Origin of the sequence: Streptomyces sp. NPDC048623 (assembly GCF_040650755.1) — a bacterium.
Taxonomy (GTDB): Bacteria; Actinomycetota; Actinomycetes; order Streptomycetales; family Streptomycetaceae; genus Streptomyces.
This window is the reverse complement of sequence record NZ_JBEZHV010000002.1, coordinates 252207-277290: the sequence shown is the minus strand read 5'-3', so window position 1 is coordinate 277290 and position 25084 is coordinate 252207. Positions and strand designations below refer to the sequence as shown.

Genomic DNA, 25084 nt, shown 5'->3' with positions numbered 1-25084 from the left:
CGACCGGGACCGACTGGGCGGCCTGGCAGCGCAGCTGGGACCGTCAGCAGGAGTGGTACATGCCCGACCGCGAGGAACGCTTCCGCGTGATGCTCGACATGGTCGAGGCGCTCGTGGGACCGGAGCCCCGTGTGCTCGACCTCGCCTGCGGTACGGGGAGTATCACGAGCCGGCTGCTCCAGCGGTTCCCCGGGGCGACCAGCACCGGCGTCGACCTCGACCCGGCCCTCCTCGCCATCGCCGAGGGCACCTTCGCCGGCGACGCCCGCGTCACCTTCGTGACCGCCGACCTCAAGGACCCCGCCTGGACCGAGGCGCTGCCGTACGACTCGTACGACGCCGTCCTCACCGGGAACGCCCGCAAAACGCACATGCGTGCGGAAGCGGAGTTCGCGCAAGATGGATCGCATGATCACGACGGAGTACGACGGGTGCGGTAAGTGCCTGGTGGGGGTTCGTCGCCTCTCCCGCAAGACCGATTCGACCAACAGCCCGGAAAGGCAGCTCGGCCAGGTGCTCAGCGCCGTGGAAGCGGTCGGCGGGCACGTCATCGCGTGGGCGGACGACTGGGAGGTGTCGGGTGCGACCGATCCCGTGACGCGTCCGAAGCTCGGCCCCTGGCTCCGGGACGAGATGGGTCCGTACGACGGCATCGCCGGCTCGGCGGTCGACCGGATCGGGCGTAACCAGCGGGACGTATTGAACACGGCGTACATGGTCCACGAGTCGGGCCGCTTGTTGATCACCTACGGCCACGATGGGCCGTGGAACCTGGACGACCCTGCCGACGAGATGCGGCTCTCCATGGAGTCCTTCGGCGCGCAGATGGAGCTGCGCGCCATCCAGAAGCGCAACCGGGACGAGACGAAGCGGGCGCGGAGCGCCGGACAGCCGAAGCAGAAGAACCGGTACGGGTACCAGTTCGTGCGGATCATCCCCACGGGCAAGGTCGATCACGTCGAGTTGGACCCCGTGGCCTCGCTCATCCTGCGAGACGTGGCGGAGCGCATCCTTGCCGACGAGACAGGCACGGTGACCGTGCACACCGAGGCCGCGCGCCTGAACCGCGCGGGTGTGCTGTCACCCGCCGACCACCGATCGGTGATGTACGGGCGCAAGCCCAAGGGGACCTTGTGGAACGCGAAGGCTCTCAAGCGGATGCTCACCAGCGAAGCGTCATTGGGCTACCTCATGCACGACGAGCGTCCCGTGATCGGCCCGGACGGGCATGCCGTGCGAATTGCTGACCCGCTGTGGGACCACGCCACCCGTGACGCGCTGATCCAGAAGACCGCCGCGAAGAGGACTGGGACCCGCGCGCCGAAGGGGGTGCGTCTGCTCTCGGGAATCGCGTTCTGTGGCGGGTGCGGCCAACGGCTCTATGCGATGGGGCGCACGGGACAGAACCCGGCGTACGTCTGCACAGCGCGCTTGCGCGGCATCCCGTCATCCGCCGGGTGCAAGCCCGCCCCCACCATGTCCGTCCCCATGCTGGACGAGCATGTGGGGACGTGGTTCCTGGCTGAGTACGGGGACCACCAGGTGATGCGCAAGGAGTTCGATCCCGGCACCGGCTACGCCGCGCGCATTGCCGAGATCGAAGCGGACCGTACGCGGCTCCGTGGAGACCGTCAGGCGGGTCTGTACGAGTCGGAGAGCGACACCGAGTGGTACCGCACCGAGTACGCCCGCATGACTCGGGAGATCGAAGAGTTGCAGGGACTCCCCGAGCGCCCGGCAGGAATGCGGTGGATGCCGCTTGGTCGGACGATCGCGGACGACTGGAAGACCGCCCCGGACGACGCTGCCCGCAGGGAGATCCTGAACGAATACGACGTGCGGGTGACGCTGCACCCGCGAGGAGCCAAGCACCGTGTACGTGTGACCGGGCTCGACCCGGAACAGCGGGCGGACGCGCAGAGGGCGGCGCGAGACGACGCGGAGACGGCCGCGTTGGCCGCGCTGGAAGATGCCCACGCTGACGACTGATACGCAGTCCTGACACAGACTGGCCCCGGTAGTCCCTCGTGGACCGCCGGGGCTTTGCTGTGCCCGCAGCGGGGCCGACCAGCGGGCGGAGCATGACGGTATGACGGTTAGAGGGTGTTTTTCGTATGCACAAGAAAAAAATATAGAGAAAACCGAACCGTGCATCCGAACGTCATCCCGTCATGCTCGATCGGCGCAGGAATCTACTGGCCTCCACAACACAGTGAGGGGCGGGAGGGCCCGACTCGCAACCGGGCAGGTGGCGCAGGAATCTGTTGCTCCCCATAGGTACTGAGCGGCTGAACGGTACGCCATCCGGTCGTGCCCAGAATCGGGAATGCCATGGTCCCTACAGGGCTATGAGGGATGAGACAGGTCGCGCAAGCACATCGACACAGACGCGGGCGACCTTCCGTCCCCACTACTTTCGGACCGGGAAGAGAGGCGTCAGAGGGGCGCGGGAATCCGTCCGTCCCTACTACTTCCGGAAGGAGGATCTAGGCGGACGAGCGCCTGGCTCTCATACCAGCTCTCCCACCTGGTCTCACCGAGCATGGGAATTCGCTGTCCCTTACTACACAGGGGGCGCCATGCGCTGTATCGACTGCACGGAGCCGGCGACGCACCGCCGACGCTGCAAGACCCATCACGGGGCGTACGAGCGGCGCCCGACCGTCCGGACCCGGCGAGCCCGGGGCCGACGACGAGCGGCCCGGAACGATGCTGCGGCACGGCTCCGCCGGGTCATCGAGCGGAAGGGGACCGCGTGGTGTGACTGGTGCCTGAACGACTTCCCCACGGCAGACGTGGACGTGGACCATGTGCGGCCCCTCTCGATGGGAGGGACCGACACGGACGGCAACGTTCAAGTGCTGTGCCGGGGGTGTCACCAGCTCAAGACGAGCACGGAGTTTGGGACCGGCGCTTAGCGATTTTGGCGGTCACGTTCGGTGCGTGCTTGCCGCCGCGTGGCGCGGTCGCGCTGCCACCTTTCGATAACGGCTCGACGGTCCCGGCTGTTCTGGGGCCACACATGACGTACGAGCCGGATACTGGCGAGGAGTATGGCGAGGGGCAGCAAGGCCCACCAAGGGGCGCTCTCCAACAGGTTCAACATGATCTTTTGAGCCTTCCGACCTGAGCTTAGGTCGGCGGGCTGTCTAGGCAGCGAGTACGGCGCTCCCCTGCGCGCTGCTGTGACGCCCGCCCCGGTAAGTAGCCACGGGGAAGACGGTGTTCGGTCCTCGGGGTGTGATCTTTGGTGCTGCGTCGATGGGGTCCGGCTTCCACGCGGGAACGTCGTCGGCTGCTACGCGGCCGAGCAAGCGCGATAGAAGCAGGATCAAGACCCGTACGAGGAACCGCAGCAGGCAGACGAAGAAGGCTGCCAGCGCGGAGAGGAAGTTCCGTGCAGCGGTGCGCCGTTCTTCCGCCGTGGACGCTGACCGCAGTTCTTCGGCGGCAGCCCTGACGCGCGTGCGCGCATCGGCTGGTTCAGCTTGACCGGTCTCGGAAAGGTCGAGGACTGCGGCGGCCGTACGCAGATCACGCAAGGTGAGGTCAGCACTGGCGGTCCAGTCCCACCGTTGAAGACGGCCCGCTCGCTGCAACACATGGCCCAAGCGTTGCCCAAGGTCGAGACTCTGCGAGTACGAGCTAATCGGCATCACCAGGAGTGGCGGTGCATCCAAGCGAACGGTAGCGGCCCAATCGAAACGCTCCGCATCGGGCTCATGCCCCTTCATTGCACCTCCCTTTGAGCGAGTAGTGCGTTCGCTGCGAGTCTAGCTGGCACGACTGACAAGCCAGGTTCGAGCAAAGTTGGCCGATGTCCCAACCACCCCGCCCACGCGCTCGGTATCGGGCTTCACCCGAGCGGAGCACGAGCAGGCCCCTCACGACCGCTACCGCTGTGCCCACCACGTTCCTGCTGCCCCGCCGGCGGTGGTGACCAGGGCGACGAGCCATCCGGGGATGCGCTGCACGGTCAGGTGGAAGCCGCCCCAACGAACCTCTACCTGTGGGGGCTTTGCGTTCTCTGTCACTTGGGTCATGCCCCTGGTGTGCCCCGCCGGTACCCACTCGAAAAATTGGCATAAGCGTGACCTAACCCACGGTGCAGGCGCACCAGGGGCGCACGTCACCCCGCCCGTGGCCCCCGGCGGGCTACCCCTCGGACAGTTGTCATCGGCAGCGAACAAACCCCACCCAACGGGAGGTGATCCGTCATACCTCGAAGACCCCGCCCCCCGTGCTCGGTACCCGGGTGCCCCGAACTGACTGGCCGTGATGGCCGCTGTGCCGCTCACGAGCGTGAGGCGACCGCACTACGGGAGACACCAGGGACGAGCGCGTACGGGCGACGGTGGCCGAACATCCGGCGCCGCTACCTCTACGCACATCCGTGGTGCGTGCTGTGCACGAAGCCGGCGACGGTGGCCGACCACTTCCCGGAGTCGCGCCGTGCGTTGCTCGCACGTGGCGTGTCCGATCCGGATGCGTGGTCGCGGCTGCGTCCGCTGTGCACGTCGTGCCACAACCGCGAGACCGCACGCCACCAGCCGGGCGGATGGGCTGCCGAGCGTGTCCGTCCTCGCTTGCCCGAGCCCCCGACCAGGGGGTGACCCCCTCCCCGAGCCCTGGAAGCACGGCAGGGAGGCAAAAAACTCGCGCCGGGGCAGGGGCCGTTTTTGGGAGGCCCGGAATTTGGTCACCGCAACAGAATCGAGGACTCATGGCCGATAGATATCGACCCAAGCCTGCCATGCAGCGGGCGCGTGAGGGAAACCCGTCAAAGTCCAGGATCAAAGAGGGTGTTGTAGTACCCCGTGCGATCCTCGTAGAGCCGAACTGGGTCGAGGTTTTCAAGTCCTCGCCCGATCCTGTCGTCAATGAAGCAAACATCCGTTGCCGGGAAGTGGCAGCGGCAGAATGGCGGCGAGTGGTCCCCGTCTTGGGAGTCGCCGCAGGAATCGGCGAAGTAGACCACGCCACGGTGAAGGATCTCTGTGTCTGCGTGGCCCGTATCGACCAGGCCGAGCGTGACCTGTCGGAACGCGGGCTCATGGTCACGGCAGAGCGCGGCACCGTGAAGAACGGAGCGGCCACGATCGCCGCCCAGTACCGCACACAACTGGCCCGGTACATCCGGGAACTCGGACTCTCCCCAAGTTCCCGCACCGCTATCACGGCGCCAGAAACTTCGGACGAAGACTCCGATATTTGGGACTGAGCTGTCCCGCCGAATAGATCTACAACCTAGAAGGAATCAAAATGGCACTTACCCTTGCTGAATCCGCGAAGTTCGCGACCGACAACCTCCAGCGCGGAGTGGTGGAGACTTTCATCCAGGAGTCTCCGATTCTCGACCGACTCCCTCTCATCCAGTTCGAGGGAACGGGATACCGCTACAACGAAGAGGCCACCCTGCCGGGGGTTTCCTTCCGCGCGATCAACGAGGCGTACCCGGAGAGTGTCGGGGCCGTAAACTCCTGCTTTGAAAGCCTCGCCATCCTCGGAGGTGACTCCGATGTGGACAAGTTCATCGTGAAGACGCGTAGCAGCATGAACGAGCAGCGGGCCATCCAGGAGACGCTTAAGATCAAGGCCGCGTCTATTCATTTCTCGGATCAGTTCTTCAATGGCGACACCGCTATAAACCCTCTGGGGTTCGACGGTCTGCGCAAGCGACTCATTGGGCGACAGGTTCTTGACGCGAAGGGTGTGGGCCCGGTCGCCAACGGCTACGACTTCTTTGATGCACTTGACGCGCTTACCGCTGAGGTCCGAGGCATCAACGGCCAGAACGGCGCGCTGTACATGAATGGCGCGATCCTCGCGAAGATCCGTTCCGGATTCCGCCGGCTCGGTGGTGCAGAGCTGCTGACCACCGAAATCCACGGCAAGGAAGCGACGATGTGGAACGGCATTCCGATGCTCGACCCGGGCCAGAAGCTGGACGGTACCGACGTGCTCCCGCTCGCGACTGGTGCGGACGGCAAGGAGACCGGTGACATCTACGCCGTCCGCTTTGGTTCCTCCGAGGCGGACGCCGGCGTGACCGGTCTGACCAACGGCGGAATCCAGGCGACTGATCTCGGGGAGGCGCACGACAAGCCGGTGTACCGGACCCGTATCGAGTTCTACTGCGGAATCGCGCTGTTCGGCGGCAAGGCTGCCGCGCGTCTGATCGGAGTCAAGAACGGCTGACGCACACACAACATGAGCCCCGCACTCGCCATCCCTCTCGGGGTAGCGGGTGCGGGGCTTCCGTGCGTCCCGGGCTCGGACCGCGACCTGAGGTCCGCGTCCGACCTGTCTCGATGCGCCCTTGACGATGGTCACGCGTCAGGGTGAGGCTCGTGCACGCCTGTGCAACCGACTCGCTAGGAGAGTGCCCAATGGCCCTAAAGTTCCTGGGGATTTGGCCCAACACCCCCGATGATGGCTCGCCCACGATCTGGCTGGACGACACGACCGGTGACCTCATCATCCAGTCGTGGAAGGCGGACGACGAGACGATCCGGCAGGCGCAGGAAGTCGGCTCGGTGCCGGGTCACTCGACGGATGTTCCGGAGCACGAGACCGTGATCCGGCTCCCTGCGAACATGCTTCAGTTCATCCCCCGTCCGGACAGTGAGGGCAACGGTGGCAACAGCGGTACGTGAATGCCTTGCTAAGGCGCAGCGCTCGGCGATGCACCTTGAGATGCGGGACAGTTACATGCGGGATGACCCGGAGTTCATCCGCTGGCAGGAAGGGCACCGGTACGACCCTGCTGACCGCGAGTCGTGGTGGCGCTCGTGGCTGGACGTGGTAGCCGAGACGACGAGCCGCGGTGTCGTCATGCGCCGTCTGCGGGTGGTTTCCGAGCCGCTGAGCGACTACGTCCGGTACGAGTACGACGGCACCTTTACGAACGTGGCAGCCGGCGAGGACGTCCGTTGGCTGCCTCGCTCGCGAGCGCGGGATCTGCTGCTCCCCGCGTTGGACGGCTGGGTCATGGACGAGGAAACCGTGATTCTCCACCACTTCAGCGGCGAGGGTCAGTGGACCGGTCCGCGCATGGAAGTCGTGCACGACCCGGCATTGGCCGCGCAGTACGCCAGCGCGTATGAGGCAGCATGGGAGCGCGCGATTCCTCACGCGGAGTACCGGCCCGTCTGATCACGCACCCATGGCTGTCTCTGCATCTTCCAGTGCCCAGCAGGCCCGGCAGGCTCTCGCGAAACGTCTTGCGGATCTCTGCCGGGATGCCGGGCTTACCGGTCTCGACCTAGCCGAACGCTGCGGATGGAGCCGGTCTAAGTCGTCCCGGATCATGAACGCCAAGACGCCCCCGTCTGCGGACGACATTCGGGCCTGGTGTCAGGCCTGCGGCGCCGAGGATCAGGCCGAGGACCTGATTGCCTCGCTGCGCACGGCCGAGGGCATGTGGGTCAACTGGCGCCGCATGGAGCGGATCGGACTCAAGCAGGCACAGGAAGCACGCCTGCCGCTGTACCAGCGAACCCGCCGCTTCCGGTCCTACTCGTCATGGCTCGTGCCCGGAATGATCCAAACGCAGCCGTACACCACGGCAGCGCTCCAAGCGATCCAGCGGCGGCGCGGCCTGGTGGACGACGTGGCCGACGCCGTGGCAGCCCGCATGGAACGTCAGCGGGTGCTGTACGAGGGTGAGCGACGGTTCGCATTCCTCGTGGAAGAGTCCGTTCTGCGGGCCGGGATCGGCGGTACCGAGGTCATGTCCGGTCAACTCGGCCACCTGATCTCGATTGCCTCACTTCCCAACGTCAGCTTGGGAGTTGTACCCATGCGGCCGGACCGGGAGCGCTGGCCGGCTGAGGGGTTCTGGATCTACGACACGGCACAGGTCAACGTCGAATTGATCTCGGGCTACCTCACGATCACGCAGCCCAGCGAAGTAGCCATGTACGCGGAGACGTTCGCCGAACTGGCAGCACTGGCCGTCTACGGGGCCACCGCTCGTACGCTGATCACATCGGCGCTGGATGCCCTCGGATAACTCGCGTGCAACCCCGTGCAATCGCCTGTGAGTTGGGGTTCCGCTCTCCCTAGCTTGGTCGTCACACGGACGACTGCGAAGGGGTGGGCAGGGCATGACCGAGCCGACGAGATACCACACCGAACCCGTTGTGCTTCCGGACCGCTCCGCCGAGACGGAGCCGACCCCTGCAACCGGGTGCGCGGGGTGCCGCGAGCTGGACAACGTCCGAACGCGTGCCCGCGCTGGTGGCGACTGGACGACGGTCTCTGACTGCAATGTCCTGATGCGGAAGCACCCCGAGGGGCACTAGGTGACGACGGCCCCGGAGAAGCCGCAGAGGGCCCGTAGGCGGCCCCGGCGGAAGCGGACGGCCGAACCCTCGGAACCTCCCGTGTCGGCCCGCCCAGCGTCCTACTGCGGCCTCTGTGCCGGGTGGCGTGCAATCTGGTGCGACGGCTGCTGTGGATTCGCCGGCTGCGAACTGTGCCGCTGGACGTACAGGCGGCCGTGCCCGGTCTGTGTCGGTGGCGACGCCGAGCGCATCCCATGGTGAGCCGGTACGCCTGGCGGTTTGCCGCGCTCTCGCTGTGGGGGTTCCTGGGGTACGTCCTCGCAGCGGCTCGCTAGGTTTCCCGCCCCTCCCGTGACCGCGTCGGCGCGGCGTGGTGGGAGCGGGAGAGCAGACGCCGTTCCGGTCGCTCAGCTACAGGAAGGGCGGGCGGCCGGGACGGTCAGCAAGACGGTGCGGGGACCGATTCCCCGAGACGCGAGGGAAGGGAAGTCAGCACCATGAGCGCAGTTCCCGAGTTCGAGTTCCGCACGTCCAGCGCGTGCCAGTACAACAACAACGACCCGCGCTGTGTCGAGGTCGCCACGAACGTGCCCGGCATGGTGGCTGTCCGCAGCTCCGTCACGGGCCACGCGGTCGAGTTCACGGCCGAGGAATGGACCGACTTCCTGGCCGGTGCGAAGGTGGGAGAGTTCGACTTGTCGGCCTAGGGAGACGCCGTGCATGAGTGCCCCCGCTGCGGCAGCGATGCGGTACCCGACCCGGAGCATGAACGGGTGATCCGCTGCCTGTCGTGCTGGCACGTGTGGGTGCTGCCGGCTGAGCGTCCCTGCCCCGGCTACCGGCCGGTGCTCATGCCCTCACTCCGTGCGCTGCACGAGTCCCGGCACCTACGCCGCTGAACCATGATCGGCCCCGTCCGTGCGCTACCCCCGTGGTGCATGGGCGGGGTTTCCGTGTTCCCGCACTCGCTCTCTGGGTAGAGTGTGTGTTTAGAGGGTGTTCCTGACCGCCACCGCCCTCCACTGGCTGCACAGCGAACCCCTCGCCGCGCTGTACGGGCAGCTCGCCGGCCTCGTCCGTGACGGCGGCGTCCTCATGAACGCCGACCACATGATCGACCCGACCACGCCCCGTATCAACGCCGCCGAGCGCGCCCAGCGGCACGCGCGCATGGATGCCGAAAAGGCCGCCGGCGTCCTCGACTGGGCCGACTGGTGGGCGCTCGCCGCCAAGGACCCGGTGCTCGCCGGGCCCACCGCCCGCCGCTTCGAGATCTACGGTGAGCACGCCGACGGCGACATGCCCGCGCCCCTCTGGCACGCCGACACCCTCCGCGCCGCCGGCTTCGCCGAGGCCCGCGCCGTCTGGGCCTCGCCCTCCGACACCCTCCTCCTCGCCGTGAAGTAGGGCGAGGAGGGCAAAGGGGCGGTACGGGTCTCCCGTACCGCCCCTTCCCGTCGCCTGCTACGGCCTTACGGCCTTACGGCCCTACAGCACCTTCGACAGGAACGCCTTCGTCCGGTCGTGCTGCGGGTTCGTCAGGACCTCCCGCGGGTGGCCCGACTCCACCACCACACCGCCGTCCATGAAGACCAGCGAGTCGCCGACCTCCCGCGCGAAGCCCATCTCGTGCGTGACGACGATCATCGTCATGCCCGACTCGGCCAGGTCCCGCATGACGTCGAGGACGTCACCCACGAGCTCCGGGTCGAGCGCCGAGGTCGGCTCGTCGAAGAGCATCAGCTTCGGCTCCATCGCCAGCGCACGGGCGATGGCGACACGCTGCTGCTGGCCGCCGGAGAGCTGCGACGGGTAGTTGCCCATCTTGTCCCGCAGGCCGACCCGGTCGAGCAGCCGCTCGGCGCGCTCGCGCGCCACGGCCTTGGCCTCGCCCTTCACCTGCACCGGCGCCTCCATGACATTGGCCAGGGCCGTCATGTGCGGGAACAGGTTGAAGCGCTGGAACACCATGCCGATGTCACGGCGCTGGACCGCGACCTCGCTGTCCTTCAGCTCGTAGAGCTTGTCGCCCTTCTGGCGGTAGCCCACCAGCTCGCCGTCGACCGAGAGCCGGCCGCCGTCGATGCGCTCCAGGTGGTTGATGCAGCGCAGGAAGGTGGACTTGCCGGAGCCGGAGGGGCCGACGAGGCAGAAGACCTCGCCGTTCTGGACCTCCAGGTCGATGCCGCGGAGGATGTGCGCCGCGCCGTAGGACTTGTGGACGCCTTCGGCCTTGACCATGGGCTGACCGGTCATGCCGTTGCCTCCGGGGAACGCTTGAAGGTGAGGATGTTCTTCTTGACCCGCTGCCACGGGGTGGGCGGCAGGCTGCGCAGCGAGCCGCGGGCGAAGCGGCGCTCCAGGTAGTACTGGCCGACGCTGAACACGCTGGTCAGCGCGAGGTACCAGATCGAGGCCACGAACAGCATCTCCATCACGGCGCCGGCCGTGGTGCCGATGTTGGAGGAGGCCCGCAGGAGCTCGGTGTACTGCACGGCCGAGACCAGCGACGAGGTCTTCAACATGTTGATGAACTCGTTGCCCGTCGGCGGCACGATGACCCGCATGGCCTGCGGCAGTACGACCCGCCACATGGTCTTCGTCTGCGACATGCCGAGCGCGTGCGACGCCTCGGTCTGGCCCTCGTCGACCGACTGGATGCCGGCCCGGACGATCTCCGCCATGTAGGCGCCCTCGTTGAGGCCGAGGCCGAGCAGCGCCACCATGAACGGCGTCATGACGTCCACGGTCTCGTTCTTGTAGATCGGCCCGAGGTTGATGTACTGGAAGATCAGCGACAGGTTGAACCACACCAGCAGCTGCACGTACACCGGGGTGCCGCGGAAGAACCAGATGTACAGCCACGCGACCGCGCCGGTGACCGGGTTCTTCGACAGGCGCATCACCGCGAAGAGGATGCCGAGCACGAGGCCCAGCGCCATCGAGGCGACGCTGATGATCACGGTGTTGCCGAGACCGTCGATCACCGACGGGTCGAACAGCTTGTCCCACACCGTGTCCCAGATGATGTTGCCCTGGGAGAACGCGTAGATCAGCCACCCGAGGAGCGCGACCACCACGACGGCGCTGACCCAGCGCCCGTAGTGGCGCACCGGGATGGCCTTGATCGCCTCGTACGGGACACCCGAGGGGCCGGAGCCGGCCGGACGCGCGTCCTCCGGCTCCTTGGAGATCTTGTCAGTCATGACGACTGCCCTTCAGTGGAACGAGGAGGTCACTTGCCGGCGTTGATGGTGGCCGACTGGACGGCGCTGCCCTCGACGTTCCACTTCTTCAGGACTTCAGCGTACGAGCCGTCCTTGATGATCGCGTCCAGCGCGTCCTTGACGGCGTCACGCAGCTGCGTCTTCTCCTTGGCGACGCCGATGCCGAAGAGGCCGACGTCGCTCTGGCTGCCCACGACCTCGAAGTCGTTGCCGCCGCCCGAGGTCTTCGCGATGTACGCGGCGACCGGGTAGTCGTTCAGGTCGGCCACGGCGCCGCCGGCCTTGACGCGGGTCTGCGCCTCGGCGTCGGTGTCGAAGGCCTGGATCGTCAGCTTGTTGCTGCCGCACTTGGTGGCCTGCGCCTTGAAGGTGTCCTCGTAGATCGTGCCGCGCTGCACGGCCACGGTCTTGCCGCAGAGGTCGTCGAGGGAGTTGATGCCCTGCGGGTTGCCCTTCTTGACCAGCAGGGAGACGCCGGAGCTGAAGTAGTCGACGAAGTCGATGCCCTTGCCGATCTTCTTGCCGTTGTCGTCCAGGCCCTCCTGGCGCTTCTTGTTGTCCGTCATCGCGGACATGATCAGGTCCTGGCGGCCGGTGTAGATCGAGGTGATGAGGCCGTCGAAGGTGCCCGAGGTGAACTCGAACTTCACGCCGAGCTGCTTGCTCAGCGCCTGGGCGATGTCGGGGTCGATGCCGACGATCTTGCCGCCCTCGGTGTACTCCATCGGAGCGTACGAGGCGTCCGTGCCGACCTTGATGACGCCGGACTTCTGGATGTCGGCCGGGAGCTTGGCGAAGAGGGGGGCCTTCGAGGCCGCGGGGGCGGAGGAGCCGCCCGTCTGGGTGCCGCCGCCGCTGTTGGTCTGGTCGCCACAGGCGGTCAGCAGCATCGAGCCGGCGACCGCGATGGCGGCGACCGCGGCAAGACGGGACGTGCGGGTCTTGGCAGCGGTCGTACGGCGCGTGGAGCGTGCGGTCATGGTCGGGTTCCTCCGGCAGGTGAGGGAGTTGCCTTAGGCCGCGCACGCAGCTTCGAGTGCCGCGACCTCGTGTGATTACGGCATCTTGCCATTCGGACCGCCGCAATCCGACGGCCAAGGATGTCAAAATCGGATAACGGGTCGTGGCCGGATCGCGATGACCAGTCCCCCCAAGGCGAAACCTTCTGCGGGGAGGTGCCCATGGGACCGCAAATTCTTCTGTTCATCTCGCCATTCGGACGACATGAAGGCGGCTATTCGGGTGCTTGAAGCATCTTTCCGGACATCGAGTGACGAGTCATTCTCTATCCGTGCTCCGTCGGGGGCCGGTAGCACTCGGTATGAGTCACGTCACCGAGGGGCAATCGACTCGTCTCCGGACCCGTCCGTCCGGTAAGAAGGATCCTTACACCCCTCATCCGGGGCTCAGGGCGCGTTGTGCGGCGCGCCCGCGCGGCTGCCAGACAAGGCGGCCGCGGGACCCACGCCACCCCTCCTCAACCGGGAGTGGCCACCCTCAAATGAAGAAGACTTAAGGGGTCAACCCAATGGCAGCGGAGATCGTCAATCCTCGCAGCGAGACCGGTACGGAAGGGGCCACCGAGGAGCCCTTCGACCCGGCGTTCGCGCTGCACCGCGGCGGCAAGATGGCCATTTCGGCCACGGTGCCGCTGCGTGACAAGGACGACCTGTCCCTCGCGTACACGCCCGGCGTCGCCAAGGTGTGCACGGCAATCGCGGAGCAGCCCGAGCTGGTCAACGACTACACCTGGAAGTCCCAGGTCGTCGCGGTCGTGACCGACGGCACGGCGGTGCTCGGCCTCGGCGACATCGGCCCGGAGGCCTCCCTCCCGGTCATGGAGGGGAAGGCCATCCTCTTCAAGCAGTTCGGCGGCGTGGACGCGGTCCCGATCGCGCTCGCCACCACCGACGCCGACGAGATCGTCGAGACCGTCGTCCGGCTCGCCCCGTCCTTCGGCGGCGTGAACCTGGAGGACATCTCGGCGCCCCGGTGCTTCGAGATCGAGCGCAAGCTCCAGGAGCGCCTGGACATCCCGGTCTTCCACGACGACCAGCACGGTACGGCGATCGTGTCGCTGGCCGCTCTGCGCAACGCGGCCAAGCTGACCGGCCGGACCCTGGGCGACCTGCGCGCGGTCATCTCCGGCGCCGGTGCGGCCGGTGTGGCCATCGCGAAGTTCCTGCTGTCGGCGGGCATCGGCGACGTCGCCGTGGCCGACCGCAAGGGCATCGTGAGCAGCGACCGGACCGACCTCACGGACGTCAAGCGCGAGATCGCCGGGCTCACCAACAAGGCGGGCCTCTCCGGCTCCCTGGCCCACGCCCTGGCCGGTGCGGACGTCTTCATCGGCGTCTCCGGCGGCACGGTCCCCGAGGAGGCCGTCGCGGCCATGGCGCCGAACTCCTTCGTGTTCGCCATGGCCAACCCGAACCCCGAGGTGCACCCGGACGTCGCGCGGAAGTACGCGGCGGTCGTGGCCACCGGCCGTTCGGACTACCCCAACCAGATCAACAACGTCCTCGCGTTCCCCGGCATCTTCGCCGGCGCGCTCCAGGTCCGGGCCACCCGGATCACCGAGGGCATGAAGATCGCCGCGGCCGACGCCATCGCCGGCGTGGTCGGTGACGACCTGTCCGCTGACTGCGTGATCCCGTCGCCGTTCGACGAGCGGGTCGCCCCGGCCGTCGCGTCCGCGGTCGCCGCCGCGGCCCGCGCGGAGGGCGTCGCCCGCCGCTGACGCGACGCGAGACGACGGAGAGCCCCGCCCGGGGCCGGTGAGAACCGGACCCGGGCGGGGCTCTGTGCGGTACGGGCGGGGGAGCGGCGGTACGGGCAGGGGTACGGCGCTGAGGGGTGCGGGCCCGGCGGGCGGAGCGGGGCCAGGCATGCGCGGGCCCGGCGGATGCAGGGCGGGGCGGGTGCCCGGGGTTGCCCGGGGCCGGTGAGGGACGCGCGTCACAGCGGTGCGTGGTTACGCGATCACCGGGTCCGCGCCTAGGGTCGGGGCCATGTTCGCTGCCTATGCCGCCCGAATCGACCGCGACCAGCCGCTGAACGGCCTCGAACTGGGCGAACGCCCCGAGCCCGAGGTGCGGCCCGGATGGACCACCGTCACCGTCAAGGCCGCCTCCCTCAACCATCACGACCTGTGGTCGCTGCGCGGGGTCGGACTGCCCGAGGAGCGGCTGCCGATGATCCTCGGCTGCGACGCCGCGGGCATCGACGAGCACGGCAACGAGGTCGTGCTGCACTCCGTCATCGGCCAGACCGGACACGGCGTCGGCCCCGACGAGCCGCGCTCCATCCTCACCGAGCGCTACCAGGGCACTTTCGCCGAGCGGGTCACCGTACCCAGCTGGAACGTGCTGCCCAAGCCCAAGGAGCTCTCCTTCGAGGAGGCCGCCTGTCTGCCGACCGCCTGGCTCACCGCGTACCGGATGCTCTTCACCAACGCCGGGGTGCGGCCCGGCGACTCGGTCCTCGTGCAGGGCGCGGGCGGCGGTGTCGCGACCGCCGCGATCGCCCTCGGCAAGGCGGCCGGGCTGCGCGTCTACGCCACCAGCCGCGACGAGGCCAAGCGCAAGCGGGCCGTCGAGCTCGGCGCCGTCGAGGCCTTCGAGCCGGGCGCGCGGCTGCCGAAGCGGGTCGACGCGGTCATCGAGACCGTCGGCGCCGCCACCTGGTCCCACTCCGTCAAGTCCCTGCGCCCCGGCGGCACCCTGGTCATCTCCGGCGCCACCAGCGGCGACCGCCCCTCGCACGCCGAGCTCACCCGGATCTTCTTCCTGGAGCTGAAGGTGGTCGGCTCCACCATGGGCACCAAGGACGAGCTGGAGGACCTGCTGTCCTTCTGCGCGGCCACGGGCGTGCGGCCGGTCATCGACGAGGTGCTGCCGCTGGACCGGGCCCGCGAGGGCTTCGCGAGGATGGAGTCCGGCGAGCACTTCGGCAAGATCGTCCTGACGAACTCCTGAAGGCCTTTCAGGACTTCCTGAAGTCCTTCCGACCGAACCCTTGAACCAGGACGCTTGTCCTGATGGGATCTCCGGCACCGCGAAAAGGTGAACAACGCTCACATCGCCTGCCGGAGGTCCCCCTTGTTGCGTACCACCCTCGCGGCGGGCGCCCTCGCCGCCGCGCTCCTCGTCCCGACCGCCGCCCCCGTCCCCGCCCGCGCCGACACGGGTGGCACGGGCGACGCGATCCCCGCCCTCACCGACGCCAGGGGCCGCACCCTCACCCTGCGCGGCTGGAACCTCGCGGACAAGTCCCACCGGGGCGACCAGGCCCTCTCCGGGATCACCGAGAAGCACTTCCGCGACATGCGCGCCCAGGGCTTCGGCTTCGCCCGGCTGCTCGTCTTCTGGGACGACCTGGAGCCCACGCCCGGCCGGTACAGCCAGGACTACCTGCGCAAGATCGAACGCGTCCTCGACTGGGCCGAGAAGTACGACGTGAAGGTCGTCCTCGACGCCCACCAGGACGTGTTCGGGCCCGCGTTCGGCTCCCGGGGCATTCCGGAGTGGGCGACCAGGACCGACGGGCTGCCCTTCACCCCGCACCCCGACGACTGGTTCTCCCAGTACTTCGAGCCCGCCGTCCAACGCGCCTTCACCCACCTCTACGAGGACGCCGACCTCCAGCGCGCCCAGGCCCGGATGTGGCGGGTGCTCGCCGAACGCTTCCGCGACCACCCCGCCGTCCTCGGCTACGACCCGATCAACGAGCCCATGGGAGAGATGCGCGAGGGCGAGGACCTGCCCACCGCCGCCCGCCGTATCGAGCGCGAGCAGCTCACCCCGATGTACAACCGCCTCGCGGACGCGATCCGCGCGGCCGACCGGGACGGCTGGGTCTTCGTCGAACCGACCCCGATCGTCGGCGAGGGCGTCCCCACCGGCCTCGGCCGGATCGACGACCCGAAGATCGTGTACGCCCCGCACTTCTACAACACCGGCATGGAGGCGGGCGCCGACTACGACCCCTCGGCCGGCTGGATCGAGAGCTACGAGGCCGCCGTCACCCAGTACCCCAAGGAGTACAAGGTCCCCGTGGTGGTGGGGGAGTGGGGCCCGCTCAACAACTCCCTGCCGAACATGAACCGCTTCTACCGCGAGGCCATGGCCTCGCTCGGCCGCTACGGCTCCGGCTGGGCGGGCTGGGAGTGGTGCTACGGCGGTGGCTACTGCGCCGTGGACGGCGACGGCTCCTTCCGTACGAACAAGGAGCTGACCGCCGAGCCCTACGCGGAGGCCGTCGCCGGCACCGTCCGGGCGTCCTCCTACGACTCCGCGGCCGGTGTCTACCGCCTGGAGTACGACGCCGGCCGCCGGGGCTCCCGCGTCACCGAACTCTCCCTGCCCCCGGGCGCGTGGCAGGTCGCGACCCGGGGGAGGGCGATCGTGCTCCGCCCGTCCCTGGGCAGGGCCCTCGTTCTCGCCACCCCGGGCGCCCACGTGACGGTCACGGTGACGGCCTCCCGGTGACCGCCACCGGCCGGGGCTGAGCGAAGGACGAGGCGGGGCCGGCAGCCGGCGGCCCTGGGCGGCGCCAGCGGGGGCCGGGGCGGTGAGGGACAGAGGGGCAGACCCCGGGCCGCGGCGGCCGGGGGTCGGCCCCGCCGCCCGGGCCGGCGGATGCCCCGGACGCGGTTCGCCGCCGGCCGCTTGCCGCGCAGGGCTCGCGGCCTACGGCCTACGGCCTGCTGCGGTCCGGGGACAGCAGCGACAGGATGCTGTCCGCCGCCGTCGCCAGGTGGCGGCGGGCCTCGGTGAGCTGGTCGCGGCTCACCCCGTGGTCCCGGGCGGCGTCGCGGACGTCGTCACGGAAGCGGTCGAGCAGCCGGTCGAGCTCGCGGGCCGGTTCGGCCGCGCCGTCGATGTCCCTGGCCCAGTCGGAGACGGCCTGCCCGGGCGCGCCCGGGCGCTCGGCGCCCTGCCCGTGGCCCGTGCCCGTCACCAGGCTGCCCAGCTGCACGGTGATGTCGGAGATGCCCTCCCAGACGCCCTTCGGCCAGTCCCCGCCCTTCAGCCGCTCCTGGAACTGCTCCTGGAGCTCCTTGGCGATCCGCTGGTACTCCTTCGCCTGCCGCTTGGCCGACTGGGCCTCGGCACGGGCCTGGCGGGTCTGCTCCTTCAGCTCCTGCCTGGCCTTGCGCAGCTCCTCACGGGCGTCGAAGGAGGCCGAGGTCGTGGTCGAGCGGGACGCGGTCGCGGCCGCCCGCATCTCGCTGCGCAGCTTCCCGGCCGCGCCACGCACGTCGTCGCGGATCTCCGCGGCGAGTTCGGAGACCGACTCGCGGATCTCCTCCTCCAGATCGGCCAGTTCGCCCCCGCGTCCGGCCAGCTCGGCCCGGCCGACATCGGTGATCGAGTAGACCTTGCGGCCGCCCTCGGTGGCGTGGGTGACCAGTCCCTCCGCCTCCAGCTTGGCGAGCCGCGGGTAGACCGTGCCCGCCGAGGGCGCGTACAGGCCCTGGAAGCGCTCCTCCAGGAGCCTGATCACCTCGTACCCGTGGCGGGGGGCCTCGTCGAGCAGCTTGAGGAGATAGAGCCGGAGCCGGCCGTGGGCGAAGACGGGCGCCATGTCAGAGGACCTTTCCGGACGTGGGGGAGGGGGAGGCGGCCGTGCCGTCGCCGTCCGGCTCGGGCTCCGGCTCGGGGCGGCGGAGCAGGGCGATGGAGCCGGAGACCGTGGTCGCCTTCAGCGCGCCCTGGCCGGCGCCCAGCGTGCCAGTGATCGACCGGGTGCCCCACGTGCCGCCGACCCGCAGGTCGTCGAACGCGCTCGACACCGAGCCGCTGGTGGTGGTCGCCTCGACCCGCGCGTCCGCCGGGTGCGGCAGCCGGATCGCGATCTCGCCGGAGACGCTGGCCAGCCGGATGTCGGCGGGCGGCCCGTCGAGGCCGGCCGCCGGGTCGAGATCGATGACCATGTCCCCGCTGACCGTCTCGGCCTTCACGGCCGACCCGGCGCCGTCGATCACCGTGACGTCGCCGGTCACCGAGTTGACCTGGAGGGCGCCGGTGACGGACTGCGCCTCCAGGTTCCCGGAGACGGTCTCGGCGCGGACCGGGCCGCCGAGGCCGACGAGCGTCGTGTCGCCCGTGACACCGCGGACCGCCGTGCGCCCCTTGACGCCGGAGATCACCGTCTCGGCGGCGATCGCCCCGACCTCGACCTCGGTGCCGGCGGGCACGGCGACGGAGACCACGACCCGGCGCCGGTGGCCCTTGGGGTCGAGCCACTTGAGGAGGCCCTTCCAGTGCAGGTCCTCGTAGGTCACGGTCAGCGTGGAGCCCTCCTGCGAGACGATCAGCGGCGGGCCCTCGATCTCCGAGATCTCCAGGCGCGCGGAACTCTCGTCCGTGCCCACCACGTTCACCACTCCGTTGACCACCCGGACCTGGAGCCGCCGCACGGGGTCGGTCAGCGGGATCTTCCGAGGCTCGGTGACGGACCACTCTGTCATGGTGCTGACCTCCCGTTTCGCGTGCGTCACGACATCGAGACGACGTCGAGTCGACGCAACATATCGCGTCTTCCGATAGACACGATATATCGCGGTACGGTCAAGTCAACCCCGACTCTCCCCTGACAGGGTCGGGTGAGGGGTGGAGCCCGGCTCGGGCCGGGGGCGAGGGCATTACGCACCCAAAGCGGACAATTGGCCTACGTTGGTGGGCATGACTGCGACATCGGGATCCCGCTCCGCCGGAGCGCTGCTGCTCTGCCGCGCCGAGCCCCCGGCGGTCCGCCCGCCGGCCCAGCTGCTCCGCGAACAGCTCCTCCTCGCACCCGCGGGACCCGACTGGAGCGTGCTCGTCCCGGAGGGGAAGCCCTGGCTCGACGAGGGCGAACCCGTCGAACGGGTCGTCACCGGCTGGGCCACCGCCCTCGCCGTCGGCGCCGCCTGGCCGGTTCTCGCCCTGTGGTGGGACGCGGACCGCGCCGGATTCACCCTGGCCGCCGGCTTCCGCCGCACCGTCGGCTACACCTGGCTCGCGGACGGCACCCCGGTCGGCGAGGACGAGGCCATGCGCACCTTCGCCGCCCGGCTCGCGCTCGACCCCGTGCTCGACGTCCAGGCCCTGGAACCCCTGACCCGGCCCGACCCGGACGCCGACGCCCACGCCCGGCTCGTCGGGCTCACCGCGGTCCTCGCCCGCACCGGACTCGCCCTGCCCACGGGCCTCGCGCCCGGCGAGAACCCCGACCGGCTGCGCTCCGTGGCCCGCGCCCAGGGCGCCGAACCCCTCGAATGGTCCGGCTGGCGGGACGCCGTACGCGCCGAACTCGACGCCGTCGAGGACAGCCGCCTGGGCCCGTATCTGCTCGGACCGCGCGCCCGCGTGCTCGGTGCCGTCCAGCTCGCGGCCGGGCTGCCGCTGCTCGCCTGGGGCATCCGCCGCCGCAGCGGCGGCTGGGCGACGGCCGGCGCGCTGCTCGTCGCCCACGGGGCGCTCGGCCTCGCCTACGAGCGCCTGTGCGACCGCCTGCGGGAGGCGCCGAAACCGTAACCGCGCGGAAGCCCCGTACCCCGTACCGGGAGCCCCCGTACCCCGTACCCCGTACCCCGTATGGAGACTGCCGCTATCCATCCGTCCGGCGGGCTCGCCTACTCGTCGTCGTCCTCGTCGTCGAGCCGGGCCAGCCAGGTCGCGAGGCGCTCGACCGGCACCTCGAAGTCGGGGTTGAGGTCGACGAACGTGCGCAGCTGCTCGGCGAGCTCACCGAAGGTGACCTCCTCCTCGCCGCGCCGCTTCTCCAGTTCCTCGATGCCACGGTCGGTGAAGTACATGCGATCAGAATAGGCCGTGGTCCGCGGAGCCGACCGCGTCCCCTGTTCCTCTCACGTCCCACGGACTAGCCTCTTTCATCATCGTTTCGGGGAGCGGGGGCCGCTGTGACGGATGGAATCGCTCGGATTCGGCTGGACGACGGCACGCCCGTGTGGGCCCGGGTCAGCGCGGCGGAGGAACTCCGCCGGGGCGGCGGGTTCCAGGACACCGGGCTCGGGGACCGGGTGGTCTCCATGGCCGGCGGTCTGACCGACGTGGTGCGCGGGGTGGTCGGCTCGCTGCGGGCCGGACTCGACCCGCAGGGCTCGGTCGAGGTCGCGGTCAGCTTCGGCATCGAACTCTCGGCGCAGGCGGGCAAGGTGATCGGCGTGCTCGCCGACGGCGGCGGCAAGGCCTCCGTCAACGTCTCCCTGACCTGGACCGAGCCGGGCCGCCCGGCCGACGAGGGTGCCGCGCCGCCCGCCGGCTCCGTCGCGAGGACCCCGGCCGAGGACGTTTCCGTCGGTGCCTCTGTCGGTGCTCCCGGTGGCACACCCGGTGGCAGTCCCACCGGCACCGCGCCCGCGGCCGGTACGCCTGCCGCCGTGCCGCCCATGGCCGGCGCGCCCGCCGCCGTACCGCCCATGCCGCCCGAGCCCCCGGCCGTACCCGCCCCGCCGACCGTCCCCGCACCCGCCGTCTCCCCGGAGCGCGGCCCTGGCGCCGTATGAGCGCCTTCGACGCTCTCGTGCGCCCCGCCCTCGTGCGCATCGCCGCTCCCGGCGACGGGTATGACCCGCACGGCGACCCGTTCTGGGGCACCGGATTCTTCATCGCCCCCGGCTGGGTGCTGACCTGTGCCCACGTCGTGGCCAAGGGGGGTAGCGCGGTGTGGAGGAGGGAGCCGGCCGTCGGCATCACCTGGGACGGCGGACGCACCACCGGGCAGGTCGTGCTCGCCAAGCCGCGCCCCGCCAAGCCCGACGACGAGCTGCCCTTCTGGGAGTTCCCCGACCTCGCCCTCGTCCGTGTGGAGGGCGCCGAGGGCGCCGCCTGCGTACGGCTCAGCGAGCGCCCGGCGACCGTCGGCACCCAGGTCAGCCTGCACGGCTGGGCCCGGCAGACCGGTGAGGTGAAGGTGCGGAGCGTACGCGCCGAGGTCAACGGCTCGGAGGGCGGCGCACTGCTGCTCACCGGCGGCCTGCCCGTCGAGGGCTGCTCCGGCGGCCCCGTCGTCGACCTCGGCCGGGTCGCCGTCATCGGCGTCAACAAGGGCCGCGGCGACAACGAGGGCGCCGCCGTCCCGCTCACCTCGCTGCGCGAGCTGTACGACGTGCCCGGCGGCCAGGTGCTGCACGAGGTGCTGCGCGCCCACGACCGTCACCACTTCGCCAGGAACAGCCTGTTCGGCGCGGTCGGCACCAACTGGACGGCCGCCCAGATGCGGGTGTGGAACGCCACCGCGCGCGGGGTCAGCCCGTCCCGTCGCACCCATCTGTACGGCCTGTTCGCCGAACTCCCGTCGCCCACCGGCCCCGGCGAGGTGATGGCCCTCGTCGACGCGGTCAAGCGCCGGGTCCTGCACCCCGACTACCAGGCCGTCCTGGAGACCGACGCCCGCACGTGGCGCGACGGTGTGGGCCTGCTGCACGAACTGCACGCCACCGAGCAGGAGCAGGGCCGTGGCAGCACCGACCTCGGACTCGACGCGGTGCTGCTGTACGCGGCGCAGGTGGCCCGGCATGTCGCGGAGCGGTACGGCTCCGAGGCGGCGGGAGGGGCCGGGGCCGGGGTCGGGGTCGGGAGCAGGGGCGCCGGGGTCGGCGATCCTGGGACCGGCGATCCCCGGGCCGCCGGTGCCGGGATGACCGCTGCCGGGATCGACGCGGCGGTCCGCAGCCTCATGGACTGGATCGCCGGCGAGTCCGGCGACGTCCACGCCGCCGTACGCGAGGACATCGCCGCGCTGCTCGCCCCCGCGCCGTCCGAACCGGACGGCCCCGGCGGCCCGCCCGCACCCGCGCGTGCGGCCCGCGCCGATGTCCGGATCGAGATCGACGCCGTCCCGTACAGCAGCCCGCGCCGCTATGGCTGGCGCGTCATGCTGCTCTTCGACGGGCGCACGGTCAGCCCGCTGAAGAGCGACGACGCCGGCGTCAGCCGCGACAGGCTCCGCGAGGCCCTGCGCGCTCCGATCGCCGACGCACTGCGCCGTGGTGACAGCGGCGACCACCTCGCCGCCGTGGAAGTGGCGCTGCCGCGCGAGCTGTTCGACGAACCTCTCGACACCTGGCGCCTCTCGGCCGAGGAGGAGCCCTTCGGCGAGCGCTCCCTGCCGCTCGGGCAGCGCCGCGCGGTGCTGCTGCGCGACCGCAACCGCAGCCGGTTTCCGCCGTCCCCGGAGTGGCGCCGGCGCTGGCGCGGCAGCGAGGGCGGCCCGCTGCGGGCCGTGCCGCTGCGCGCGGAGGTGCTTACTGCGGGCGCGGAGGCGCACGCGCCGCACGTCCGCAAGGAGAGCCGGATGACGGCGTACGAACGCCTCGACGCGGTCCCCGACGGCAGCGTCCCGGTCTACTGCGGGCCCGTCGGCGGCGGCGCCGGCCAGCGCGCCATGGAGGCCGCCCTCGCCGCCGGGCACCCCATCGCCCTCTGGCGCCGCACCGTCCGCGACCACGCCGACTGCGGCGAGTTCCACCACCGCGCCGGCGAACTCCTCGCGGCCACCACCGGCGCCGACGCACTCCACCGCCCCGTCCGCATCCTCCGCATGCGCGCGGGCGACACCGAGGCCGACCCGGCGGAGCGCGCCGAACACGCCTGGGCCGAGGACCTCGCGGTCCTCTACGACCCCCCGGACCGCCCACCCTTCGAGCCCCCACTGGAGGGCCCGCCGCTGCTGGGGGAGGGCGAGTGAGGCCGCGGGGTGGACGTGGGCGCCCCGCCCCCGGCGGGCGGGACAGCCGGGCCGCGAGCCGTACGCGCCCGGCCGCCGCCGCGCCGGGCAGCCGGGTCGCAGGCCGACTCCGACCGGCTGCCGTCGGGCGCCGCACCCGGGCCGTGGGCGGTGCTCGACCGGCCGCCACCGGGCCGGGCAGCTGTGCCGCCAGCTGCACGCATCCCGCTGCTGCCGGGCGCCGCCGCCGGGCCGCGGGCCGTGCCCGACCGGCCGCCACCGGGTTTCACACCCGGGCCGTCGGGCCACGCACCCGCGCCGCCGCCGGGTCCTGCCCCAGGGCCGCAGGCCGCATGACGCCGGCCTGCGGCGGCTGTATCCAACTGGCCCTCGGCGGGGCGGGTTCGACGGGTGACGGGTCTGACGTTCGCGTCGCGAGCCGTACGCGCCCGGCCGCTGCCGCGCCGGGCAGCCGGGTCGAAGGCCGACCCCGACCGGCCGCCGCCGGGTCCCGCACCGGGTCGCGGGCCGTGCCCGACCGGCTGCCGTCGGGTTCCGCACCCGGACCGCCGGGGCCACGCACCCGCGCCGCGGGCCGTGGCCCGGGAGGCGTCGCCGGGGCGGCGCGCCGCGTGCCCGGCTGCCTTGCGCGCTGCCGTACGCGCCCCGGCGGCGCCGTTTCGGGGCGTCGTGACTCCGCCCGTACGGGATCGGGCTCCGGGCCCTCGCATCAATCCGGTCGTCGACGGGCAGGTTCGGCCGGGGGAGGGGGCGACGGGGCCGGATTGTCCGGCGACGGAGGGGACTTGGGGGCGGTACGGTCGACGGGGGTCGGTACAGCCATCACAGCCAGGAGGGGTCAGGCGTGAACGATTGGCGGATCTACCGTGGGGCCGGCCATCCGCATGACGAGATTCACCGGCTGCCCCCGCCGCCGCCCTGGCGGGACTTCTCCGCGGGCGGGGTCGACGACACGCTGGCCGGTTCCGACCGGCGGCTCGGGGTGCGGCGGCGGCTGGTGCAGAACCATCACCCCCGGCCCGCCGAGACCGACGCCGTCAACGCCGCGCTGTATCTGCGCAGGCCGCTGCTCGTCACCGGCAACCCCGGGACCGGCAAGTCCACGCTCGCCCACGCCGTCGCCCATGAGCTGGGTCTGGGCCGGGTGCTTCGCTGGCCGATCGTCTCCCGTTCGACGCTGCAGGACGGCCTCTACCGCTACGACGCCATCGGCCGGCTCCAGGACGTGCAGCTGGAACGGGCCCGGGCGGACGCCCGCGCGGACGCCGGGGCGGGCGGCGGCGCCGCGAGTGCGGCCGGGATCGGCTCGTATCTGCGGCTCGGCCCGCTCGGCACCGCGCTGCTGCCCTCCGAGCTGCCCCGCGTGCTGCTCATCGACGAACTCGACAAGAGCGACCTCGACCTGCCCAACGACCTCCTGAACGCCCTGGAGGAGGGCGAGTTCGCCATCCCGGAGCTGGAGCGGCTCGCCGACCGCGAGCCGGTCGTGGAGGTGCTGACCGACGACGGGCGCAAGGTGCCCGTGCGGGGCGGGCGGGTCCGCTGCACCACGTTCCCGTTCATCGTGCTCACCTCCAACGGCGAACGGGACTTCCCCGCCGCCCTGTTGCGCCGCTGCATCCGCCTGGAGCTGGAGGCACCCGGCGAGGAGCAGCTCAACGCCATGATCGAGGCGCATCTCGGGGCGGACGCCGCGGCCGCCGAACCCGGACTCGTGGCCCGGTTCCTCGACCGGGAGCCGGGCGAGGTCATCGCCACCGACCAGCTGCTCAACGCCCTCTATCTGACCCAGCACGCCCCCCGCGCCGAGCGGGTGACCCGGGACCGCATCGCGGACATGCTCATGCAGCCGCTCGATCAGCCGAGGTGATG

General features: G+C 70.4%; 25 protein-coding genes and 1 pseudogene. 18 read left to right on the top strand and 8 right to left on the bottom strand.

What is annotated here, in order from left to right; translation table 11 throughout:
- The first annotated feature begins 59 nt into the window (after positions 1–59).
- From AB0C73_RS04275 to AB0C73_RS04265, 3 genes are all read left to right on the top strand, one after another.
- Positions 60–440 carry a class I SAM-dependent methyltransferase gene (locus AB0C73_RS04275; RefSeq protein ID WP_362524718.1) on the top strand — a complete coding sequence of 127 codons (381 nt, stop codon included), beginning with the start codon at positions 60–62 and terminating at the stop codon, positions 438–440.
- A complete protein-coding gene (locus AB0C73_RS04270; RefSeq protein ID WP_362524361.1) occupies positions 409–1989 on the top strand; it encodes a recombinase family protein in 1581 nt (526 codons plus the stop codon). The genes AB0C73_RS04275 and AB0C73_RS04270 overlap by 32 nt, the downstream gene beginning before the upstream one ends.
- Before the next feature lie 359 nt (positions 1990–2348).
- Positions 2349–2918: an HNH endonuclease signature motif containing protein gene (locus tag AB0C73_RS04265; protein WP_362524360.1), complete on the top strand. Its 570-nt coding sequence runs from the start codon at positions 2349–2351 to the stop codon at positions 2916–2918.
- A gap of 231 nt (positions 2919–3149) precedes the next feature.
- On the opposite strand, the gene AB0C73_RS04260 is transcribed toward AB0C73_RS04265, so the two are convergent.
- Both AB0C73_RS04260 and AB0C73_RS04255 read right to left on the bottom strand, forming a co-directional pair.
- Positions 3150–3734: a hypothetical protein gene (locus tag AB0C73_RS04260; RefSeq protein WP_362524358.1), complete on the bottom strand. Its 585-nt coding sequence runs from the start codon at positions 3732–3734 to the stop codon at positions 3150–3152.
- A 159-nt stretch (positions 3735–3893) separates the two neighbouring features.
- Positions 3894–4034, bottom strand: a complete 141-nt coding sequence (locus AB0C73_RS04255) for a hypothetical protein (protein WP_362524356.1) — start codon at positions 4032–4034, stop codon at positions 3894–3896.
- A 689-nt stretch (positions 4035–4723) separates the two neighbouring features.
- Here AB0C73_RS04255 and AB0C73_RS04250 point away from each other — a divergent pair.
- The 8 genes and pseudogenes from AB0C73_RS04250 to AB0C73_RS04215 form a co-directional block, all read left to right on the top strand.
- The gene (locus tag AB0C73_RS04250) at positions 4724–5221 is read left to right on the top strand and encodes a phage terminase small subunit P27 family (protein WP_362524353.1); all 498 of its coding nucleotides are present in this window, start codon (positions 4724–4726) and stop codon (positions 5219–5221) included.
- A gap of 41 nt (positions 5222–5262) precedes the next feature.
- Positions 5263–6198, top strand: a complete 936-nt coding sequence (locus AB0C73_RS04245) for a major capsid protein (RefSeq protein ID WP_362524351.1) — start codon at positions 5263–5265, stop codon at positions 6196–6198.
- Between the two features lie 191 nt (positions 6199–6389).
- Complete coding sequence (locus tag AB0C73_RS04240) at positions 6390–6656, top strand: hypothetical protein (RefSeq protein WP_362524350.1); 267 nt, start codon at positions 6390–6392, stop codon at positions 6654–6656.
- Positions 6637–7155 (top strand): DUF6879 family protein, encoded by a 519-nt coding sequence (locus AB0C73_RS04235; protein WP_362524347.1) that lies wholly within the window; start codon positions 6637–6639, stop codon positions 7153–7155. Before AB0C73_RS04240 ends, AB0C73_RS04235 begins: the two co-directional genes overlap by 20 nt.
- Before the next feature lie 10 nt (positions 7156–7165).
- The gene (locus AB0C73_RS04230) at positions 7166–8014 is read left to right on the top strand and encodes a helix-turn-helix transcriptional regulator (protein ID WP_362524345.1); all 849 of its coding nucleotides are present in this window, start codon (positions 7166–7168) and stop codon (positions 8012–8014) included.
- A 94-nt stretch (positions 8015–8108) separates the two neighbouring features.
- Positions 8109–8306 (top strand): hypothetical protein, encoded by a 198-nt coding sequence (locus tag AB0C73_RS04225; protein ID WP_362524342.1) that lies wholly within the window; start codon positions 8109–8111, stop codon positions 8304–8306.
- 479 nt (positions 8307–8785) lie between these two features.
- Positions 8786–8995: a DUF397 domain-containing protein gene (locus tag AB0C73_RS04220; RefSeq protein ID WP_362524339.1), complete on the top strand. Its 210-nt coding sequence runs from the start codon at positions 8786–8788 to the stop codon at positions 8993–8995.
- 295 nt (positions 8996–9290) lie between these two features.
- Positions 9291–9695, top strand: a pseudogene (locus tag AB0C73_RS04215) (SAM-dependent methyltransferase); the annotation flags it as partial.
- An 81-nt stretch (positions 9696–9776) separates the two neighbouring features.
- Here AB0C73_RS04215 and AB0C73_RS04210 read toward each other — a convergent pair.
- From AB0C73_RS04210 to AB0C73_RS04200, 3 genes are read right to left on the bottom strand one after another with little or no spacing between them, the layout of a single operon-like run.
- Positions 9777–10544: an amino acid ABC transporter ATP-binding protein gene (locus tag AB0C73_RS04210; protein WP_362524337.1), complete on the bottom strand. Its 768-nt coding sequence runs from the start codon at positions 10542–10544 to the stop codon at positions 9777–9779.
- Entirely contained in the window at positions 10541–11494 is a 954-nt protein-coding gene (locus tag AB0C73_RS04205; protein WP_362524334.1) for an amino acid ABC transporter permease, read from the bottom strand. The genes AB0C73_RS04210 and AB0C73_RS04205 overlap by 4 nt, the downstream gene beginning before the upstream one ends.
- A gap of 29 nt (positions 11495–11523) precedes the next feature.
- Complete coding sequence (locus AB0C73_RS04200; RefSeq protein WP_362524331.1) at positions 11524–12495, bottom strand: ABC transporter substrate-binding protein; 972 nt, start codon at positions 12493–12495, stop codon at positions 11524–11526.
- Positions 12496–13043: 548 nt separating this feature from the next.
- On the opposite strand from AB0C73_RS04200, the gene AB0C73_RS04195 reads away from it, so the two are divergent.
- The 3 genes from AB0C73_RS04195 to AB0C73_RS04185 all read left to right on the top strand — a co-directional run bounded on the left by AB0C73_RS04195 (position 13044) and on the right by AB0C73_RS04185 (position 17004).
- Positions 13044–14255 (top strand): NADP-dependent malic enzyme, encoded by a 1212-nt coding sequence (locus tag AB0C73_RS04195; RefSeq protein ID WP_362524329.1) that lies wholly within the window; start codon positions 13044–13046, stop codon positions 14253–14255.
- A 271-nt stretch (positions 14256–14526) separates the two neighbouring features.
- On the top strand, positions 14527–15492 hold the full coding sequence (locus tag AB0C73_RS04190) for a zinc-binding dehydrogenase (protein WP_362524327.1): 966 nt from the start codon (positions 14527–14529) through the stop codon (positions 15490–15492).
- A 123-nt stretch (positions 15493–15615) separates the two neighbouring features.
- Positions 15616–17004, top strand: a complete 1389-nt coding sequence (locus AB0C73_RS04185; protein ID WP_362524325.1) for a cellulase family glycosylhydrolase — start codon at positions 15616–15618, stop codon at positions 17002–17004.
- Positions 17005–17212: 208 nt separating this feature from the next.
- Here the strand turns inward: AB0C73_RS04185 and AB0C73_RS04180 are convergent, their stop codons facing one another.
- Both AB0C73_RS04180 and AB0C73_RS04175 read right to left on the bottom strand, forming a co-directional pair.
- Complete coding sequence (locus AB0C73_RS04180; protein ID WP_362524322.1) at positions 17213–18103, bottom strand: helix-turn-helix transcriptional regulator; 891 nt, start codon at positions 18101–18103, stop codon at positions 17213–17215.
- 1 nt (position 18104) lies between these two features.
- The gene (locus tag AB0C73_RS04175) at positions 18105–18989 is read right to left on the bottom strand and encodes a DUF4097 family beta strand repeat-containing protein (RefSeq protein WP_362524320.1); all 885 of its coding nucleotides are present in this window, start codon (positions 18987–18989) and stop codon (positions 18105–18107) included.
- Between the two features lie 214 nt (positions 18990–19203).
- Here AB0C73_RS04175 and AB0C73_RS04170 point away from each other — a divergent pair, with 214 nt between their 5' ends.
- The gene (locus AB0C73_RS04170) at positions 19204–20037 is read left to right on the top strand and encodes a hypothetical protein (protein WP_362524317.1); all 834 of its coding nucleotides are present in this window, start codon (positions 19204–19206) and stop codon (positions 20035–20037) included.
- Between the two features lie 98 nt (positions 20038–20135).
- Here AB0C73_RS04170 and AB0C73_RS04165 read toward each other — a convergent pair whose 3' ends face one another.
- Positions 20136–20318, bottom strand: coding sequence for a DUF6104 family protein (locus AB0C73_RS04165; RefSeq protein WP_362524315.1), 183 nt, complete (start codon positions 20316–20318; stop codon positions 20136–20138).
- 105 nt (positions 20319–20423) lie between these two features.
- Here AB0C73_RS04165 and AB0C73_RS04160 point away from each other — a divergent pair, with 105 nt between their 5' ends.
- The 3 genes from AB0C73_RS04160 (at position 20424) to AB0C73_RS04150 (ending at position 25082) form a co-directional block, all read left to right on the top strand.
- Positions 20424–21029, top strand: coding sequence for a CU044_2847 family protein (locus tag AB0C73_RS04160; RefSeq protein WP_362524313.1), 606 nt, complete (start codon positions 20424–20426; stop codon positions 21027–21029).
- Positions 21026–23212 carry a trypsin-like peptidase domain-containing protein gene (locus tag AB0C73_RS04155; protein ID WP_362524311.1) on the top strand — a complete coding sequence of 729 codons (2187 nt, stop codon included), beginning with the start codon at positions 21026–21028 and terminating at the stop codon, positions 23210–23212. The genes AB0C73_RS04160 and AB0C73_RS04155 overlap by 4 nt, the downstream gene beginning before the upstream one ends.
- A gap of 844 nt (positions 23213–24056) precedes the next feature.
- On the top strand, positions 24057–25082 hold the full coding sequence (locus AB0C73_RS04150; RefSeq protein WP_362524309.1) for a MoxR family ATPase: 1026 nt from the start codon (positions 24057–24059) through the stop codon (positions 25080–25082).
- Positions 25083–25084 lie beyond the last annotated feature (2 nt).

Bases quoted from the DNA above. Each gene is read 5' to 3' on its own strand.
- AB0C73_RS04245 (WP_362524351.1), top strand. From the start codon at position 5,263: ATGGCACTTACCCTTGCTGAATCCGCGAAGTTCGCGACCGACAACCTC.
- AB0C73_RS04225 (WP_362524342.1), top strand. From the start codon at position 8,109: ATGACCGAGCCGACGAGATACCACACCGAACCCGTTGTGCTTCCGGAC.
- AB0C73_RS04275 (WP_362524718.1), top strand. From the start codon at position 60: ATGCCCGACCGCGAGGAACGCTTCCGCGTGATGCTCGACATGGTCGAG.
- AB0C73_RS04210 (WP_362524337.1), bottom strand. From the start codon at position 10,544: ATGACCGGTCAGCCCATGGTCAAGGCCGAAGGCGTCCACAAGTCCTAC.
- AB0C73_RS04270 (WP_362524361.1), top strand. From the start codon at position 409: ATGATCACGACGGAGTACGACGGGTGCGGTAAGTGCCTGGTGGGGGTT.
- AB0C73_RS04180 (WP_362524322.1), bottom strand. From the start codon at position 18,103: ATGGCGCCCGTCTTCGCCCACGGCCGGCTCCGGCTCTATCTCCTCAAG.
- AB0C73_RS04170 (WP_362524317.1), top strand. From the start codon at position 19,204: ATGACTGCGACATCGGGATCCCGCTCCGCCGGAGCGCTGCTGCTCTGC.
- AB0C73_RS04260 (WP_362524358.1), bottom strand. From the start codon at position 3,734: ATGAAGGGGCATGAGCCCGATGCGGAGCGTTTCGATTGGGCCGCTACC.
- AB0C73_RS04155 (WP_362524311.1), top strand. From the start codon at position 21,026: ATGAGCGCCTTCGACGCTCTCGTGCGCCCCGCCCTCGTGCGCATCGCC.
- AB0C73_RS04205 (WP_362524334.1), bottom strand. From the start codon at position 11,494: ATGACTGACAAGATCTCCAAGGAGCCGGAGGACGCGCGTCCGGCCGGC.
- AB0C73_RS04230 (WP_362524345.1), top strand. From the start codon at position 7,166: ATGGCTGTCTCTGCATCTTCCAGTGCCCAGCAGGCCCGGCAGGCTCTC.
- AB0C73_RS04250 (WP_362524353.1), top strand. From the start codon at position 4,724: ATGGCCGATAGATATCGACCCAAGCCTGCCATGCAGCGGGCGCGTGAG.
- AB0C73_RS04200 (WP_362524331.1), bottom strand. From the start codon at position 12,495: ATGACCGCACGCTCCACGCGCCGTACGACCGCTGCCAAGACCCGCACG.
- AB0C73_RS04220 (WP_362524339.1), top strand. From the start codon at position 8,786: ATGAGCGCAGTTCCCGAGTTCGAGTTCCGCACGTCCAGCGCGTGCCAG.
- AB0C73_RS04265 (WP_362524360.1), top strand. From the start codon at position 2,349: ATGAGGGATGAGACAGGTCGCGCAAGCACATCGACACAGACGCGGGCG.
- AB0C73_RS04175 (WP_362524320.1), bottom strand. From the start codon at position 18,989: ATGACAGAGTGGTCCGTCACCGAGCCTCGGAAGATCCCGCTGACCGAC.
- AB0C73_RS04240 (WP_362524350.1), top strand. From the start codon at position 6,390: ATGGCCCTAAAGTTCCTGGGGATTTGGCCCAACACCCCCGATGATGGC.
- AB0C73_RS04190 (WP_362524327.1), top strand. From the start codon at position 14,527: ATGTTCGCTGCCTATGCCGCCCGAATCGACCGCGACCAGCCGCTGAAC.
- AB0C73_RS04165 (WP_362524315.1), bottom strand. From the start codon at position 20,318: ATGTACTTCACCGACCGTGGCATCGAGGAACTGGAGAAGCGGCGCGGC.
- AB0C73_RS04195 (WP_362524329.1), top strand. From the start codon at position 13,044: ATGGCAGCGGAGATCGTCAATCCTCGCAGCGAGACCGGTACGGAAGGG.